At 62.8% G+C, this 17,005-nt stretch carries 15 protein-coding genes; 8 read left to right on the top strand and 7 right to left on the bottom strand.

Features of this window, described 5'->3' with window-relative positions; genetic code table 11:
* Nucleotides 1-118 precede the first annotated feature (118 nt).
* From JQ600_RS07220 to JQ600_RS07195, 6 genes are all read right to left on the bottom strand, one after another.
* A complete protein-coding gene (locus JQ600_RS07220; protein ID WP_249146779.1) occupies nt 119-1,342 on the bottom strand; it encodes an ABC transporter substrate-binding protein in 1,224 nt (407 codons plus the stop codon).
* Between the two features lie 33 nt (nt 1,343-1,375).
* A complete protein-coding gene (locus JQ600_RS07215; protein WP_212264988.1) occupies nt 1,376-2,398 on the bottom strand; it encodes a branched-chain amino acid ABC transporter permease in 1,023 nt (340 codons plus the stop codon).
* A gap of 2 nt (nt 2,399-2,400) precedes the next feature.
* Nucleotides 2,401-3,279 carry a branched-chain amino acid ABC transporter permease gene (locus JQ600_RS07210; protein WP_212264989.1) on the bottom strand — a complete coding sequence of 293 codons (879 nt, stop codon included), beginning with the start codon at nt 3,277-3,279 and terminating at the stop codon, nt 2,401-2,403.
* 11 nt (nt 3,280-3,290) lie between these two features.
* On the bottom strand, nt 3,291-4,004 hold the full coding sequence (locus tag JQ600_RS07205) for an ABC transporter ATP-binding protein (RefSeq protein WP_212038501.1): 714 nt from the start codon (nt 4,002-4,004) through the stop codon (nt 3,291-3,293).
* Nucleotides 4,001-4,801: an ABC transporter ATP-binding protein gene (locus JQ600_RS07200; RefSeq protein WP_212390132.1), complete on the bottom strand. Its 801-nt coding sequence runs from the start codon at nt 4,799-4,801 to the stop codon at nt 4,001-4,003. The genes JQ600_RS07205 and JQ600_RS07200 overlap by 4 nt, the downstream gene beginning before the upstream one ends.
* Nucleotides 4,802-4,894: 93 nt before the next feature.
* Nucleotides 4,895-5,761: an IclR family transcriptional regulator gene (locus tag JQ600_RS07195; RefSeq protein ID WP_212265151.1), complete on the bottom strand. Its 867-nt coding sequence runs from the start codon at nt 5,759-5,761 to the stop codon at nt 4,895-4,897.
* A 162-nt stretch (nt 5,762-5,923) separates the two neighbouring features.
* Here JQ600_RS07195 and JQ600_RS07190 point away from each other — a divergent pair, with 162 nt between their 5' ends.
* The 8 genes from JQ600_RS07190 to JQ600_RS07155 all read left to right on the top strand — a co-directional run bounded on the left by JQ600_RS07190 (nt 5,924) and on the right by JQ600_RS07155 (nt 16,318).
* A complete protein-coding gene (locus tag JQ600_RS07190) occupies nt 5,924-8,017 on the top strand; it encodes a 3-hydroxyacyl-CoA dehydrogenase NAD-binding domain-containing protein (RefSeq protein ID WP_212264992.1) in 2,094 nt (697 codons plus the stop codon).
* 139 nt (nt 8,018-8,156) lie between these two features.
* Nucleotides 8,157-9,839 (top strand): dicarboxylate--CoA ligase PimA, encoded by a 1,683-nt coding sequence (gene pimA / locus JQ600_RS07185; protein WP_212390133.1) that lies wholly within the window; start codon nt 8,157-8,159, stop codon nt 9,837-9,839.
* Nucleotides 9,840-10,006: 167 nt separating this feature from the next.
* Entirely contained in the window at nt 10,007-11,197 is a 1,191-nt protein-coding gene (gene pimC, locus JQ600_RS07180) for a pimeloyl-CoA dehydrogenase large subunit (RefSeq protein WP_212390134.1), read from the top strand.
* Nucleotides 11,198-11,401: 204 nt separating this feature from the next.
* Nucleotides 11,402-12,544, top strand: a complete 1,143-nt coding sequence (gene pimD, locus JQ600_RS07175) for a pimeloyl-CoA dehydrogenase small subunit (RefSeq protein WP_212390135.1) — start codon at nt 11,402-11,404, stop codon at nt 12,542-12,544.
* Nucleotides 12,545-12,773: 229 nt separating this feature from the next.
* Nucleotides 12,774-13,547, top strand: a complete 774-nt coding sequence (locus JQ600_RS07170) for an SDR family NAD(P)-dependent oxidoreductase (RefSeq protein ID WP_212390136.1) — start codon at nt 12,774-12,776, stop codon at nt 13,545-13,547.
* 220 nt (nt 13,548-13,767) lie between these two features.
* Entirely contained in the window at nt 13,768-15,270 is a 1,503-nt protein-coding gene (gene glpK, locus JQ600_RS07165; RefSeq protein ID WP_212390137.1) for a glycerol kinase GlpK, read from the top strand.
* The gene (locus JQ600_RS07160; protein WP_212489759.1) at nt 15,270-15,728 is read left to right on the top strand and encodes a lipocalin-like domain-containing protein; all 459 of its coding nucleotides are present in this window, start codon (nt 15,270-15,272) and stop codon (nt 15,726-15,728) included. The genes glpK and JQ600_RS07160 overlap by 1 nt, the downstream gene beginning before the upstream one ends.
* The gene (locus tag JQ600_RS07155) at nt 15,725-16,318 is read left to right on the top strand and encodes a GNAT family N-acetyltransferase (protein WP_212390139.1); all 594 of its coding nucleotides are present in this window, start codon (nt 15,725-15,727) and stop codon (nt 16,316-16,318) included. The genes JQ600_RS07160 and JQ600_RS07155 overlap by 4 nt, the downstream gene beginning before the upstream one ends.
* 131 nt (nt 16,319-16,449) lie before the next feature.
* On the opposite strand, the gene JQ600_RS07150 is transcribed toward JQ600_RS07155, so the two are convergent.
* Nucleotides 16,450-16,863, bottom strand: a complete 414-nt coding sequence (locus JQ600_RS07150; protein WP_212390140.1) for a DUF6636 domain-containing protein — start codon at nt 16,861-16,863, stop codon at nt 16,450-16,452.
* Between the last annotated feature and the right edge of the window lie 142 nt (nt 16,864-17,005).

The following is a 17,005-nucleotide window of genomic DNA, read 5'->3' as shown; positions in this document are numbered from 1 at the left end:
CCTGCCATCATTCAATACCTTTCGGTCGCGCCGGGCAACAAAAAGCCCCCCGCGACGGTGTCGCGGGGGGCGATATTTTAGTCTCAAGTCCCGGGCGGACTGCCCGTGACGCGGAATATTAATTACTGAGTTCGCCGCTGATGATGTCGCCGAACAGCTCCCATTTCTCGCCCTTGAACCGCTGCATCTGAAGCTGTTCGATCGGGGCGAAGTCCTTGGCTGACGTGTTGATTTTGACGCCGGGCAGCAGGGTGTCGGGCGCAAAGTCCTTCAGGCTGGCAGCCTGCTTCATCACGTTGGCGCGGGTGAGGTCGTCACCGCACATCTCCAGCACCTTCACCATGGTTTGCGCCGCGCCGTAGCCATAGACCACGGAGCCGTCGAGCTTGTTGGCTTCGGGATAATACTTGGCGAGGAATTCGTAGAACTTCTTCATGCCGGGATCATTGTCCCATTGCGCGTCCGCGCCGTCCTTGGCGTAGTTGGCCGAGAGAATGCCTTGCGCATTCTCGAAGCCCGCCGGCTTGATCACGCTGCCGACCGAGGCCGAGACGTTGGAGACGATGTGCAGCGGCCTCCATTCGACTTCGGCGATCTTCTTGATGGCCTGGGCGGCGAACTTCGGCGTCGTGATGCTGATGAAGACGTCGGCGCCGGTGGCTTTCAGCTTGACGATGTGGGAGTCGATTGACGGCTCCGAGGTCTCATAGCTTTCCTCGGCGACGATCATCGACGCCTTGGCGCCGAGGCCGTCCTTCAGGCCCTTGAGGTAATCCTTGCCGAAGTCGTCGTTCTGATAAAACACTGCGATCTTGCCATCCGGCTTTTCCTTCATCAGGAACTTGGCATAGATCCGCGCTTCGCTCTGGTAGCTGGGCTGCCAGCCAATCGTCCAGGGGAAGTCCTTCGGCTCGTTCCATTTGGTGGCGCCGGTCGCGACGAACAGCTGCGGTACCTTCTTCGAATTGAGATACTTCTGGATCGCGGAATTGGACGGCGTGCCGAGCGGATTGAACACCACAAGCACTTCGTCGCTCTCGACCAGCTTGCGGGCCTGCTCGACGGCCTTCGGCGGGCTGTAGCTGTCGTCGTAGGTGACGAAAGTGATCTTGCGGCCGTTGATGCCGCCTTCCGCGTTGATCTTCTTGAAGTATGCCTCTTCGGTCTTGCCGATCACGCCGTAGGCGGACGCCGGTCCGCTATAGGGCATGATGTTGCCGATCTTGATTTCGGTATCGGACGCGCCGGTGTCGTACTTCTTCTGGGCGAGGGCACTGCCGCTGACGGCAATAGAGCCCATGAGCGCCGTCGCGAACGCGGCGCTTCTTGTTGTCGAAAGCATCATTATTTCAGGTTTCCGGATTCGAGTTTGAGGTTAGTTCTTCTTCGTCAGTTTGCCGAGCAAATGCTGGGCGACCATTGCGACCTGCCTTGCGCCGTGCGGCACCAGGAAGATGACAAGGAACAGCAGCACGCCGAACACGGCGCCGGAGAGGCCCTTGGAGATGCTCTCGGCGATGTTGGGCACGAAGATGATGAAGGCGGCGCCGACGAACGAGCCGGGCAGCCAGCCCACGCCGCCGACCACCATGCCGAGGAACAGCGCGATGGCCAGGTTGATCGTGTAGCTGTCAGGCGCCACGAACGCCACGACGATGGCGCTGAGCCCGCCGGCAATGCCGGTGATGCCCGCGGACACGCCGAAGGCGAGCGTCTTGTACTGCGCGACGTCGACGCCCATGGCCGAGGCCGCGATCTCATTGTCGCGGATCGACATGAAGGCGCGGCCCGAGCGCGAGCGCAGCAGGTTGATCGACCCGATATAGATCGCCAGCGAGATCGCCAGTGTGAAGTAATAGAGCCACTTGTCCTGTCCGATCGGCAGGCCGAACGGCGCATCGGGTTTCATGACGGTGAGGCCCTGCACGCCGCCGGTCCAGTGCTCGAGGAAATGCAGCTTCAGGAGCTGCGGCATGGCGACCGCCAGCGCGAAGGTGGCAAGGGCAAGGTAGATGCCGGAAAGCCGCAAGGCGGGTTTGCCGAACAAATAGCCGGCGCCGAACGCCACAAGCCCCGCAATCGGCAGCGTCAGCGCGTAGTTCATGTTGGCGACTTCCATCAGGACCGCCGACGTATAGGCGCCGAGCGCGTAGAACGCGCTTTGGCCGAGCGAAAACTGCCCGCTTCCGCCGGTCAGGATGTTGAGCGCCAGCACCGCGATCCCGTAGATCATGACCATCGTCATCTGGAAGACGACGAAGTTCTTCACGAACATCGGTGTGACGAGCAGCGCCGCCAGGATCACCAGCGAGGTGCCGGTGCTCAGCGTCATGGCGCGCTTCGGAACGGCCTCGACGGCCGGGGCTTCTGTAACGGCGTCTTCTGCAGCTGCGCTCATGATCAGACTCGCTTGACGATGGCTCGGCCGAAGAGACCGGCAGGTTTGAAGACCAGGACGGTGATGATCAGCGCAAGCGCGATCGGCAGTTTCAGTTCATTACCCACGCCGGGGATGTAGGTGCCGGCGAGGTTCTCGAAGACGCCGACCAGGAAGCCGCCGATGACGGCGCCAAGCGGCGAGGAAAGCCCGCCGAGCACGGCGGCGGCGAAACCGTAGACCAGGACGCCGCCCATCATGTTCGGTTCGAGGAACACGACCGGGGCGATCAGGATGCCGGCGACGGCGCCGATTGCGGAGGCCATGCCCCAGCCCAGCGCGATCATCCAGGAGGTGTTGACGCCGACCAGCCGCGCCGATTCCGGCAACGCCGCAGCAGCGCGCATCGCAAGGCCAATCCGGGTGAACTGGAAAAAGAGGTAGAGCCCGACCAGCATCAGGAGAGTGACACCGATCATCCCGGCCTGGTGGGTCGAGATCAGCTGGCTGCCGAGGAAGGGCGAGGATCCGAAAGGCGTCGGATACTGCTTGATGGTAAAATCCCAGATCAGGCCGGCGATCGAGTTGACGATGGCGAACAGGGCGATGAAGCCGGCGACGTTGGTCAGGACCGGGGCCTTGGAGAGCGGCTTGAAGAGCAGCCGCTCGATCATGATGCCGCCGGCAAAGGAGATGATCAGCGTGGCCAGGAAGGCCCACCAGTACGGTATGCCCCACTGCATCAGCTGCCAGGAGATGAAGGTCGAGAACATCGCCATTTCGCCCTGGGCGAAATTCAGATGGTCGATCGCCTGGTAGATCATGACCACCGCGAGCGCCATACAGGCATAGATCGCGCCTGTGGCGATGCCGGCCAGGACTTGGTTGGTAAGTAGTTCCACGGCCGTGCTCCTCAGTAGCCCAGATAGGATTTGCGGACGTCTTCGTTGCTCGCGATTTCCTTCGCGTTCCCCGACATCACGATTTTTCCGGTTTCGATCACATAGGCCTGGTCGGCGAGCTCCAGCGCCAGTTGCGCGTTCTGCTCCACCACCAGAATGGTAACCTTGTCCTCACGGTTGATCTTGCCGAGGATCTTGAACAGGTCGCGCACGATCAGGGGGGCGAGACCGAATGACGGCTCGTCCAGCAGCATCAGCCGCGGCCGCAACATCAGCGCACGCGCGACCGCGAGCATTTGCTGTTCGCCGCCCGACAGCGTTCCGGCCTGCTGGGTATGGCGTTCCTTCAGCACCGGGAAATGCGCGTACATGCGCTCGATGTCGGAAACGATGTTCTTGGAGTCGCTGCGCGTGATGGCGCCGAGTTGCAGGTTCTCTTCCACCGTCATGGTGGTGAAGGTGCCGCGGCCCTGTGGCACATGCGCAATGCCGAGACGGACGACGTTTTCGGTCGAGCGGCCGGAGAGCGACTTGCCCTCGAATTCGATCGCGCCGGTGGAGCGCACCATGTTGCAGATCGCCCGCAACGTGGTGGTCTTGCCGGCGCCGTTGGCGCCGAGCAGGGTGGTCAGGCTGCCCTCGTTGAGGGCAAAGGACAGGCCATGGAGCGCCTGGACCTGGCCGTAATAGGCCCGCAAATCCTTGACGTTGAGCATCGCGGTCATTGGTCGTCCTTGCTCCCCAGATAGGCTTTGATGACATCCGGGTCGGCCTGGACCTGGGCCGGGGTTCCCTCGGCAAGCTTGCGGCCGAAGTTGAGTGCGACGACATGGTCGGCGATCGACATGACAAGACCCATGTGATGTTCGACCAGCAGCACGGTCATATGGCGATCGTCGCGAATGCGGCGGATCAGATCGCCGAGCACGTGAACTTCCTCGTGGTTGAGACCGCCGGCGGGCTCGTCGAGCAGCAGGATTTTCGGATCGGCGGCCAGCGCCCGCGCCAGCTCGACGCGCTTCTGGGTGCCGAAGGGCAGGCCGGATACCACGGTGTGCGCGACGTCACCGAGATCCAGATAATCGAGGATCTCATGAACCTTCCTGTTGATCTCGGCTTCGCCGCGGCGAACCCAGGCGAGCTTGAGCGAATCCGAGATGATGTCGCTGGAGGAGCGCGAGTGGCAGCCGACGCGAACGTTGTCCATCACCGAGAGGTTGGGAAACAGCGCGACGTTCTGGAACGTGCGGCCGATGCCGATCTCGGCGATCTTGTGCGCTGGCCGCGTCAGGATGCTGGCGCCTTCCATCAGGATGTCGCCGGTGCTCGGCTGATAAAGCCTGGAAAGGCAATTGAAGAGCGTTGTCTTGCCGGCGCCGTTCGGTCCGATCAGGCCGAGGATGGCGCCCTTGTGCATGTCAAAGGACACACCATTCAACGCGATGATGCCGCCGAACACGACGCTGACGTCGCGAACCGCAAGCAGGGGAGCATTTCCCTGCGCGAGCTGTGCCTGCGTCATCGCGTCCCGCCCAAATGACTCACTGAGTGACTCATGGAGTAACTCATGGAGCGGGAATGACCGCGCGAAAACTTGCGCCGGTCATGATGATGGCTACCTGATCCCCTCGACCACACGTGCAACTTTCCCTCCTGCTTTCAACTTCTTGTTCTCTTCTTTTTTGGATTGCGGGGCTGCGCCGCCCAGCGCCGCCTCGATGTTCCTTACCATCGTCACAAGGCGAGGTCCAATGTCGTTGATCAAGCGATCTTCCGTGAAACGGAAAGCGGGCGCGCCACAATTGAAGGCATACGGTCCGGTTCCATCGCTGAGCTTCAACGCGACGCCTACCGCGTGCACATCGTCTTGCCATTCGCCGGCGGAGATCGTGAATCCCTGACGCGCCACCATTTCGCCCGCGCGTTCGATGCCGTCGCGCATTCGCGGCCAGCGGCTGCTGCCGTAATGGTCGCGCAGTTCGCGCAACAAAGCGGCACGCTCGTCATCGGGCAGCGCCCAGATATAGGCACGTCCCATCGCGGTGGTCACTATCGGTACCCGCGAACCGACGTCGAGCTGCACGCCAAGCAAGCCGGTCCGGCTCTGGCCGAAATAGATCATGCTGTGACGGTCGCGGCCGCCGACCGCAACCGCGCCGCCGGTCTCGCGCATCAGCGCTTCACGGTAGGGTTCGGACAAATGCCGAACGCCGAGATTGGCCAGCGCGGCATACCCCAGGGCCATGGCTGATGGCGCGAGCTGATACTTTTCGAACCGCGGAACGGGTGTAAGATAGCCCAGCTTGGTCAAGGTGTAGGTCAGCCGGGAAATGGTTGGCTTCGGCAATTTAGTACGGGCAGCAATCTCTTGATTGCCAAGAAGCCCGTCGTTGGGTTGGAATGCGCGCAACACATCAAGTCCGCGGGAGAGCGCGACGACGAAGCTGCGATCAGTCGCCGCTTTCTTCCCTGGACGTTTCATTGCCTGCTGCTGTGCCGAGCTCGTTGACAAGGGACGTGCTTCAAAATAACCCTCCCTGTCAAGATGTGGAATTGAATTTCGCAGTGCGAAATCAACAAAACGCCGTAGCCACTCAACGCAAGTTCGAGCGGCAATCAAGAACAGGCATTCAGGGAGAGTCCCGTGAACGAAGTCGTAACACTCGAACGTCATGACGCCATCGCCATCGTCACGGTCAACAGCCCTCCGGTGAACGCGCTCAGCGCCGCCGTGCGTGGCGGCATTTTCGACTGCATGAAGGCTGCGATCGCTGATCCCGAGGTAAAGGCGATCGTGCTGACCTGCGGCGGCCGCACCTTCATCGCCGGCGCCGACATCACCGAATTCGGCAAGCCGCCGAAGCCTCCGGGTCTGCATGAAGTGCTGGTCGCGATGGAGAACTCGCCGAAGCCGATCATTGCCGCCATCCACGGCACCGCGCTTGGTGGCGGTCTCGAAGTCGCGCTGGCATGCCACTACCGCGTGGCGACCAAAGAGGCAAAACTCGGCCTGCCTGAAGTGAAGCTCGGCCTGTTGCCGGGCGCCGGCGGCACGCAGCGCCTGCCGCGCGCGATCGGCCCGGAAATGGCGGTCAAGATGATCGTCAGCGGCGATCCGATCGGCGCCGCTGAAGCCCTCAAGAACGGCCTGATCGAGGAAATCGTCGAAGGTCCGGCCTCGGGCGGCGAAGCCTTTGCCCGCAAGGTGCTGGCGGAGAAGCGCCCGCTGCGCAAGCTGCGCGACGACGATTCGAAGCTCGCCGCGGCGAAAGCCGATATTTCGATCTTCACCAACGCGGTCGCGGCCCTCACCAAGAAGGCGCGCGGACTGGAAGCGCCGTTCGCCGCCGCGGATGCCGTGCGCGCCGCGATCGAATTGCCGTTCGACGAAGGGTTGAAGAAGGAGCGCGAAGGTTTCCTCAAGCTGGTGTCATCAGACCAGTCGAAGGCGCAGCGCTACGCCTTCTTCAGCGAACGCGAGGCGGCAAAAGTCGCCGGCGTTCCCGAAGGCACAAAACCGCGCAATGTCGAGCGCGTCGCGATCATCGGCGCCGGCACCATGGGCGGCGGCATTGCGATGTCGTTCGCCAATGCCGGTATCCCGGTGACGCTGATCGAGACCGGCGAAGAGCAGCTCAAGCGCGGCATGGGCGTGATGCAGAAGAATTACGAGGCGACCGCCGCGCGCGGTGGCATCCCGGCAGACGCGCCGGCCAAGCGGATGGGCCTGATCACCGGGGTGGTCGGCCTTGAGAACGTCAAGGACGCTGACCTTGTGATCGAAGCCGTGTTCGAAACCATGGCGATCAAGAAGGAAGTGTTCACCGCGCTCGACAAATACGCCAAGAAGGGCGCCGTGCTCGCCTCCAACACCTCCTATCTCAACATCGACGAGATCGCGAAGGTCACCAGCCGTCCGCAGGACGTGCTCGGCATGCACTTCTTCTCCCCGGCCAACGTGATGAAGCTGTGCGAAATCGTGCGTGCCGACAAGACCGCGCCGGATGCTTTGACCACGGCCGTCTCGATCGCGCGCAAAATTGCGAAAGTTCCGGCGGTGGTCGGTGTCTGCGACGGTTTTGTCGGCAACCGCATGCTCGCGCAGCGCGGCAAGCAGTCCGAAAAGCTGTTGTTCGAAGGCGCATTGCCGCAGCAGGTCGATGCCGTCGTGACGAAATTCGGCATGCCGATGGGCCCGTTCGCGATGGGCGATCTCGCCGGCCTCGATATCGGCTGGCGTTCGCGCAAGGACCGCGGCCTCAAGTCGGAAATCGCGGATGCGCTGTGCGAAGCCGGCCGCTTCGGCCAGAAGACCGGCAAGGGCTATTACAAATACGAAGGCGGCTCGCGTTCGCCGATGCCGGATCCGGAGGTCGAGAAGCTGATCACCGAAACCCTGCAGCGCCTCGGCCGCAAGACCCGCGTGGTAAGCGACGACGAAATCCTCGAGCGCATGATGTACCCGATGATCAACGAGGGCGCGCGGATCCTGGAGGAGGGCATCGCGGCGCGTCCGAGCGATATCGACGTGATCTGGCTCTATGGCTATGGCTGGCCGATCTATCGCGGCGGCCCGATGTTCTATGCCGACCAGGTCGGCCTCAAGCACATCGCGGATCGTCTGTCGTACTACGCCAAGGAGACCAACGATCCCTCGCTCGAACCGGCGCCGCTGCTCAAGCGCCTCGCCGCGGAGGGCAAGACCTTTGCGTCGCTGGCACAGTCGAAAGCGGCTTGATGGGGCTGGACGTCCTCTCAGTGTCGTTCCGGGGCGCGCGCAGCGCGAACCTCAGATGTGCAATGCACATCGGGGAACCTCGAGATTCCGGGTTCGCTCGCTGGGTGCGAGCGCCCCGGAATGACGATGTGGGGCGAGCATGACCCATCCCGGCGAACAGTTCTATCCACACGGCGTTCACTGGGACGATCCGCTGCCGCGCGGCACGCTGCCTGATTTGTTGTCGGCAGCGGCCGCCGAGTTCGGCTCGCGCCCGGCGCTCGAATTCCGCGACCGGCCGATCAGCTACGCCGCGCTCGAATCCCTGGTGGAGGCGGCAGCCTCGGCCTTCCTGCGCGCCGGCTACGGCAAGGGCAGTTCGGTCGCGCTGTTCCTCGGCAATTCGCCGGATCATCCCGTCAATTTCTTCGGTGCGCTGAAAGCCGGCGCTCGCATCGTGCACCTGTCGCCGCTCGACGGCGAGATCGCGCTGTCGCACAAGCTCTCGGATTCCGGCGCGCGCGTGCTGGTCACCAGCAATTTGTCGGCGTTATTGCCCACCGCACTGAAATTCCTCGACAAGGGTCTGCTCGATCGCCTCATCGTCTGCGAGGACGATGATTGGGGCAAGGTCGGCACGCCGCAGACGGCGTTGCCGAACAATCCGGCCGTCATCACCTACAAGCAATTCACCGATGGTGCGTCGAGGCCTTCGCAATGGCCTGTCATGAGCGCCGATGATGTAGCGCTGCTGCAGTATACCGGCGGCACCACGGGCCTGCCCAAGGGCGCGATGCTCAGCCACGGCAACCTGACCTCGGCGGTGTCGGTCTATGACGTCTGGGGCAAGCCGTCGCGCGCCGAGCGCAACAATCCAATCGAGCGCGTGATCTGCGTGCTGCCGCTGTTCCATATCTATGCGTTGACAGTGGTGCTGCTGTCCTCGATCCGGCGCGGCCATCTGATCTCGCTGCATCAACGCTTTGATGTCGAGTCCGTAATTCGCGATATCGAGACGAAGCGCGCCACCGCGTTCCCCGGCGTGCCGACGATGTGGATCGCGATCGCCGCATTGCCCGATCTCGACACGCGCGATCTGTCCTCGCTGGTCAGCGTCGGCTCGGGCGGCGCACCGCTGCCGGTCGAAGTCGCGCGGATCCTCGAACAGAGGGTCGGCATGAAGCTGAAGAGCGGCTGGGGCATGACCGAGACCTGCTCGCCCGGCACCGCCCATCCCAAGGAAGGCCCGGACAAACCCGGCTCGATCGGTTTGATGCTGCCGGGCATCGAGATGGACGTGGTGTCGCTCGACGATCCCAAGCAACTGATGCCGGTCGGCGAGGTCGGCGAAATCCGTATCCGCGGACCCAACGTGACCAAAGGCTACTGGAACCGGCCCAAGGAAACCGCGGAAGCCTTCGTCGGCGACCGCTTCCTGACCGGCGACATCGGCTACATGGATGGCGACGGCTATTTCTACCTGGTCGACCGCAAGAAGGACATGATCATCTCCGGCGGCTTCAACGTCTACCCGCAGATGATCGAGCAGGCGATCTACACCCATCCCGCCGTGCAGGAAGTGATCGTGATCGGTATTCCCGACGATTACCGCGGCGAAGCCGCAAAAGCTTTCATCAAGCTGCGCAGCGATGCAAAACCGTTCGCGCTGGAAGAGCTGCGCGCCTTCCTCACCGGCAAGCTCGGCAAGCATGAAATCCCGGCCGCGGTCGATTTCGTCGATGAATTGCCGCGCACGCCGGTCGGAAAATTGTCGCGTCATGAACTGCGTCTGCAGCAGCCTTCGCCGCAGAAGCAACAGCTCGTATCAGGAGGACGGTCGTAACGACACCCGTCGTCCCGGCGAAGGCCGGGACCCATACGCCGCGGCTTCGCCTGGGGGCACAATGGGAGACGGCTTTCGCAATATCAGAGTTCGGTGGTTATGGGTCCCGGCCTTCGCCGGGACGACGATGAGAGATAAGTAAGTCAATTCGCTCACAGGAGGATCCGATGGATCTCGCTTTCAGCAAGGAAGAAATAGCGTTTCGTGAGGAAGTGCGGGTCTTCTTCAAAGACAACGTACCGCCGGATACACGGCGCAAGCTGCAGGAAGGCCGCCACCTGTCCAAGGACGAGATGGTTACCTGGTGGCGCATCCTGAACAAGAAGGGCTGGGGCGTCTCGCACTGGCCGAAGGAATATGGCGGCACCGGCTGGAGCTCCGTGCAGCACTACATCTTCAACGAAGAGCTGCAGATGCACCCGGCGCCGGCGCCGCTCGCCTTCGGCGTCAGCATGGTCGGCCCGGTCATCTACACCTTCGGAAATGAAGCGCAGAAGAAGCAGTATCTGCCGCGCATCGCCAATGTCGACGACTGGTGGTGCCAGGGCTTTTCGGAGCCGGGCTCCGGATCGGACCTCGCCTCGCTGAAGACCAAGGCCGAGCGCCGTGGCGACAAATACATCATCAACGGCCAGAAGACCTGGACCACGCTGGCGCAGCACGCCGACATGATCTTCTGTCTCTGCCGCACCGACAACAACGCCAAGAAGCAGATGGGCATCTCCTTCATCGTGTTCGACATGAAGTCGAAGGGCATCACGGTGCGCCCGATCGAGACCATCGACGGCGGCCACGAGGTCAACGAAGTGTTTTTCGACGACGTCGAGGTGCCCGTCGAGAATCTGATCGGCGAGGAGAACAAGGGCTGGGATTACGCCAAATTCCTGCTCGGCAATGAGCGCACCGGCATCGCCCGGGTCGGCGTTTCCAAGGAGCGGCTGCGCCGCATCAAGGAGCTCGCCTCCAAGGTCGAGTCCAACGGCAAGCCCGTGCTCGAGGACCAGGGTTTCCGCGAGAAGCTGGCCGCCTGCGAGATCGAGCTGAAGGCGCTCGAACTGACGCAGCTCCGCGTCGTCGCCGATGAAGGCAAGCACGGCAAGGGCAAGCCCAATCCGGCGTCCTCGGTCTTGAAGATCAAGGGCTCGGAAATCCAACAGACCACCACCGAACTCCTGATGGAAGTGATCGGCCCGTTCGCCGCGCCCTATGACGAGCATGGCGACGACGGCTCCAACGAGGCGATGGACTGGACCGCGCAGATCGCGCCGAGCTACTTCAACAACCGCAAGGTCTCGATCTACGGCGGCTCCAACGAGATCCAGCGCAACATCATCACCAAGGCGGTGCTGGGGCTGTGATTTCTTCTCCCTCGCCCCGCGCTTGCGGGGTCGAGACGAGCGAAAGCTCGCTCTTAGAGGGTCGGGGTGAGGGGCTCTCACCGCGAGCGCTGAACTAACGGTGAGTGCGGTACCCCCTCACCCGGATCGCAAGGGCGATCCGACCTCTCCCCGCAAGCGGGGAGAGGTTAAGAAACGAGCGATCGGTTAAAGGAACGAAACAACATGGATTTTGATTTGTCCGAGGAGCAGCGGCTTCTCAAGGAAAGCGTCGACGGTCTCCTCAACGATTCCTACGACTTCGAGGCGCGCAAGAAGTACCGCACCGAGAAGGGCGGCTGGAGCAAGACCGTCTGGGGCAAGCTTGCCGAACAGGGGCTGCTCGGCCTTCCGTTCTCGGAAGAAGACGGCGGCTTCGGCGCCGGCGCGGTGGAAACCGCGATCGTGATGGAGGCGATGGGCAAGGCGCTGGTGCTGGAGCCTTATCTGGCCACGGTCGTGATCGCCGGCGGCTTCCTGCGCCATGGCGGCTCGGCCGAGCAGAAGGCCGCGCATATTCCGGGGATTATCGACGGCAGCAAGACCTTTGCGTTCGCGCAGCTCGAGAAGAACTCGCGCTATGATCTCTCCGACGTCGCCACGACCGCGAAGAAAAAGGGTGCGGGCTGGGTGATCGACGGCGAAAAATTCGTCGTGATCAACGGCGAGAACGCCGACACCCTGATCGTCACCGCGCGCACCTCAGGCGCACGGCGGGACAAGTCCGGCATCGGCGTATTCCTGGTGCCGGCCAATGCCAAGGGCATCGGCCGCAAGGGCTATCCGACCCAGGACGGCCTGCACGCCGCCGACATCACGCTGACCGGCGTCGAGGTTGGCGCCGAGGCTGCGATCGGCGACCCCGAGAACGCGCTTGAACTGATCGAGCGCGTGGTCGACGACGCCCGCACCGCGATGTGCGCCGAAGCGGTCGGGGCGATGGATGAATCGCTGAAATCCACGGTCGAGTACCTGAAAACGCGAAAACAGTTCGGCGTCGCGATCGGCACCTTCCAGACCCTGCAGCACCGCGCCGCCGACATGTTCGTCGCCGTCGAACAGGCCCGCAGCATGTCGATGTTCGCGACCATGGCGGCCGATTTCGACAACGCCAAGGAGCGTGCGACAGCTGTGGCTGCCGCGAAAGTGCAAATTGGAAAATCGCTGAAGTTCGTCGGCCAGCAGTCGATCCAGCTCCATGGCGGCATCGGCATGACGCAGGAAGCCAAGATCGGCCACTACTTCAAGCGCCTGACCATGATCGAGAACAGCTTTGGCGACACGGATTATCATCTGCGCCGCGTCACGGATGCGGGCGGGTTGATCTGACTCCGTCATTCCGGGGCACGACGCAGTCGTGAACCCGGAATGACGAGATTCCGGGTCTGGTCCGTCGGACCATCCCGGAATGACGAATATAATTTGTCGTCATGGCCGGGCTTGTCCCGGCCATCCACGTCTTAGCGGCAAAGAAAGTAAGTCGTGGATGCCCGGCACAAGGCCGGGCATGACGGATAGAGAACGGCAACGACAACGAACAAATAAAAGGGAGCGTATCGTGAAGGGAACCCCGTTCGATCTCACCGGCAAGGTCGCCGTGATCACCGGCTCGAGCCGCGGCATCGGTCGCTCCTCGGCGGAACTGCTGGCAAAGCTCGGCGCCAAGGTCGTGATCTCCAGCCGCAAGGCGGATGCCTGCGTGGAGGTCGCCGAAGGCATCAAGAAGGCCGGCGGCGACGCCCATGTCATTCCCTGCAACATCTCGCGCCGCGAGGAAGTCGACGCGCTGATTTCGGGCACCACAAAGCATTACGGCAAGGTCGACATCCTGGTCTGCAATGCGGCCGTGAATCCGTATTACGGTCCGCTGCTCGACATCAAGGACGAGGCCTTCGACAAGATCATGGGCTCCAACGTCAAGAGCAACATCTGGCTGTGCGCGCAGGCGATCCCGCAGATGGCCGAGCGCGGCAACGGCTCGGTGGTCATCATCTCCTCGATCGGCGGGTTTCGCGGCTCCACCGTGATCGGCGCCTACGGCATCTCCAAGGCCGCGGATTTCTCGCTGTGCCGCAGCCTCGCCGGCGAATGGGGCCCGAAAGGCGTCCGCGTCAATTGCGTGGCGCCGGGCCTCGTGAAAACCGATTTCGCCAAGGCGTTGTGGGAAGATCCTGAAAACCTCAAGCGCCGCACGGCCTCCACGCCGCTGCGCCGCATCGGCGAACCCGACGAAATCGCGGGCGCGGTGGCGTATTTGGCGTCGGATGCATCGACGTTCATGACCGGCCAGACGATTGTGGTCGATGGCGGCGTGACCACGGCGGCGACGTAAGTATATCCGTCGTCCCGGCGAACGCCGGGACCCATACCGCGTTGTGCTATCGATCGAAAAAAGGTCGCTGACGCCGTGCCGTAATCGATGGGCCGCGGCGTATGGGTCCCGGCCCCCGTGCGCAATCGCGCACTAGGCCGGGACGACGTTGAGATATTGACCTTCGCCTCTCAATCGGATTGCCTCTCGGCCACCACCAACCTTTCCGGGAAGCACCATCATGTCCTTTGTGCTGGCGATCGATCAGGGCACCACATCCTCGCGCGCCATCGTGTTTCGATCGGACATTTCGATCGCAGCCACGGCGCAGCAGGAATTCCCGCAGCATTTCCCGGCCTCGGGCTGGGTCGAGCACGAGCCGGAGGATATCTGGACCTCGACGGTGATGGTCTGCCGCGACGCGCTGGAGAAGGCGGGCCTGAAGGCGAAAGACATCGCCGCGATCGGCATCACCAACCAGCGCGAGACCACGGTCGTGTGGGACCGCGCCACCGGCCAGGCCGTGCACCGCGCCATCGTCTGGCAGGACCGCCGCACCGCCGACATTTGTGCCAAATTGAAGAGTGAAGGCCATGAGCCTGCGATCTCGGCCAAGACCGGCCTGATCATCGATCCCTATTTCTCGGGCACCAAAGTCGCATGGATCCTCGACCACGTGCCCGGCGCGCGCGAACGCGCCTCGCGCGGCGAGCTGATGTTCGGCACCGTCGATTGCTATCTGCTGTGGCGTCTGTCAGGCGGCAAGGTGCATGCCACCGACGCCACCAACGCCTCGCGCACGCTGCTGTTCAACATCCACACCGGCGAATGGGACGACGAGCTGCTGAAACTGCTGCGCGTGCCGCGCTCGATGCTGCCCGAGGTGAAGGATTCCTCCGCCAGGTTCGGCGAGAGCGAACCAGATTTGTTCGGCGGTGCGATCGCGATATCAGGCATCGCCGGCGACCAGCAGGCTGCCACTATCGGCCAGGCCTGCTTCACGCCCGGGATGATCAAATCGACCTACGGCACCGGCTGTTTTGCCCTGCTCAACACCGGCACCACGCCGGTGGCCTCGAAGAACAAGCTGCTCACCACCATCGCCTATCAATTGAACGGCAAGCGCACCTACGCGCTCGAAGGCTCGATCTTCGTCGCCGGAAGCGCGGTGCAATGGCTGCGCGACGGCCTCGGCATCATCAAGCAGGCGTCGGAGACCGGCCCGCTCGCCGACAAATCCGATTCCATGCAGAGCGTCTATCTGGTGCCGGCCTTTGTCGGCTTGGGGGCGCCCTACTGGAATCCGCGCGTGCGCGGCGCGCTGTTCGGCCTCACCCGCAACACCGGCCCGGCCGAACTGGCGCACGCCGCGCTGGAGAGCGTCTGCTACCAGACCTACGATCTGCGCGAGGCGATGCGCGCCGACTGGCCGGGCGAAAAGGCCGCCAACGTGCTCCGTGTCGACGGCGGCATGACCGCCTCCGACTGGACCATGCAGCGCCTCGCCGACCTGCTCGACGCGCCGGTCGATCGCCCGATGATTCAGGAAACAACGGCGCTCGGCGCCGCCTATCTCGCGGGGTTGCAGGCCGGCGTCTATCCCGAGCCCGCAAAGTTCGCCGACAATTGGCGGCTGGAGCACAGGTTCAAGCCGGCGATGAGTGCGGCGACGCGGGAGCGGAAATTGGCGGGGTGGGGGAGAGCAGTGAAGGGGTTGCTGGCGAGCGACGAGGGGGAAGGCTGATGGCGCAAGGTGCCGCCGGAAGACCGCTCAACGAGCAGCTTGCCGGCGCCTGGACCCTTGTCTCATGGAAGCAGACCAACGGTGATGGAACCAAACTGGAGCAATTCGGCGAGAATCCCCAAGGCCTGGCCTTTTTCGATACGGCCGGCCACTACATGATTTCGGTCATGCGCTCGGATCGCGTCAACTACCAGATCGAGAACTTCGGCCAGATCGCGCAGATATCGGCGGAAGAGGCAAAAAAGACCGCGCTTGGAACCATCACCTATTTCGGCACCTACGTCATCGACGGACCCCGCCGGGTTCTTGCTATCCACGTTGAAGCCAGCTCCTTTCCGAATTGGAACGGGACTGATCAGGAGCGGTTCTTCGAACTTTCTCAGGATCGACTGACATTGACTGTCCGCCTCCCGCGTGGCGGGCAGGTCGATGTCCTCTGGCAGCGAGCGAACGCATGATCCTTCCCGACGGCGACTTCGACGTTCCTCCCGGCAAGATCGCCACCGTCGTCACGCATCTGGAGATGACCGAACTCCCCGCGATCCCGTCCGATCCCAAGGGCGCATGGACGCTGCGCCGCGCGGAGGCCCCTGGCCTCGACTGGTATCGCGAACTGTTCCGCCGTGTCGGCGAGGAGTGGCTGTGGATTTCGCGGACGCGGATGCCGGATGCCAGGCTCGCGGCAAACATCCATTCACCGCTGGTGGAGGTCTATGCGCTGGAGCATGAGGGGCGCGACGAAGGCCTGCTTGAACTGGACTTTCGCGAGGCCGGGCAATGCGAGCTTGGTTTCTTCGGCGTCACCGCAAAACTGATCGGCAGCGGCGCCGGCCGCTGGATGATGAACCGCGCGCTGGAGCTGTCATGGTCGCGGCCGATCGAGCGGTTCTGGGTGCACACCTGCACGCACGATCATCCATCAGCGGTGGCGTTCTATCAGCGCTCCGGCTTTCGCGCCTTCCGGCGGCAGATCGAGATCGAGGACGATCCGCGGCTTGATGGCACTGCGCCGCGTGATGCGGCGAGGCATGTGCCGGTGATTGAGTGATGGTGCGAACGCTCTCGCAACTCGTCATCACCGGGCTTGTCCCGGTGATCCACGTCTTGCTTACCTCTGCGCAACCAAAGACGTGGATGGCCGGGTCAAGCCCGGCCATGACGATGGAGTGATGCTTGGAGTCAAAACAAATCCTGCTTCGCCCGCGAAAGCGAAAACCCGCGCCTGTCCGCGTTGAAACACGTCACGCCCGTCTGCTCCGACGTGCAGGTGAATCCGCCGCGCTGCCAGATCTCGCCATAGGCCAGCATCGGCATCTTGGGGTCCATCACTGTATCGCCGTAGCAGAGGCGCACGGCGCTGCCCCTGGATCGCATCTCGAACGCCTTGCCCCATTCGAGATCGCAATCGGCCGGCCGGTGCGCCGTCACGGTGGCTTCCATGATGTCGCAGCGGAGCGTGTTCTGCTTGTCATAGTCGAAATAGGCGCAGGCGATGTTTTTCGATGGCGACTGGAAGCCGACGGGGCCGCTTTGGGCGTTGGCTGCGCCAGTGAATAGTACTGACAGTGTGAGGACGGCGAGGGATGGTCGCATGTCGTTCCTTCGGTCTCGAATGTCATGCCCGGACTTGATCCGGGCATCCACGTCTTTAAGGTCTGGCAGTAAGAAAGACGTGGATGGCCGGGAGCGCAGACAAGTGTACGCAGTCTGCGCAAGGCAGACTACTATGCCCGGC

The sequence above is a fragment of the Bradyrhizobium sp. AUGA SZCCT0176 genome, assembly GCF_018130145.1.
Classification (GTDB): domain Bacteria; phylum Pseudomonadota; class Alphaproteobacteria; order Rhizobiales; family Xanthobacteraceae; genus Bradyrhizobium.
This window is presented reverse-complemented; position numbering and strand designations above follow the sequence as displayed.